The organism is Vibrio sp. 2134-1 (assembly GCF_033339495.1).
Window position 1 is genome coordinate 1 of record NZ_JAWOUS010000910.1, and the last position, 529, is coordinate 529.

Genomic DNA, 529 nt, shown 5'->3' on the forward strand with positions numbered 1-529 from the left:
GCGCTTGCGACATCCCTGGCAAGCATCATCGTCACATCAGGTTCTTCTGCTCTCAACCATCTTAAACTTGGCAACGTAGATATGTTTGTTGTGAAGTGGCTAATGCCCGGAGTGGTGATTGGCGGTTTTGTTGGTGCCAACATTGCCGAATGGATCCCAACTCATTACTTGCCGAAAGTATTTGGTGTCATTGTACTGTGTCTAGCTGTGCAGATGTTCCGATCCATTAAAGTAAAAAGTGAGAAGCCAATGCCGAGTAGTCCGGTCACTATGATGTACGGAACGGGAATTGGTGTGGTTTCGAGCTTAGCTGGTATCGGTGGTGGTTCTTTATCGGTGCCTTTTCTCAACAAGCACGGCGTAGAAATGCGTAAAGCGGTCGGCTCATCGTCAGTTTGTGGCTGCATCATCGCCATCTCTGGCATGATCGGCTTTATTTTGCACGGCTATAAGGTTGAAGGCTTACCTGCGTACAGTATTGGTTATGTTTACCTTCCTGCGTTACTTGCGATTGCAATGACTTCGATGT

Annotated in this window: 1 protein-coding gene; it reads left to right on the forward strand. The window is 47.4% G+C overall.

Annotated features, from left to right (window positions below):
* Positions 1 to 529 (forward strand): sulfite exporter TauE/SafE family protein (locus tag R7R78_RS29215; protein WP_225474979.1); only part of this gene is annotated, 529 nt, incomplete at both ends.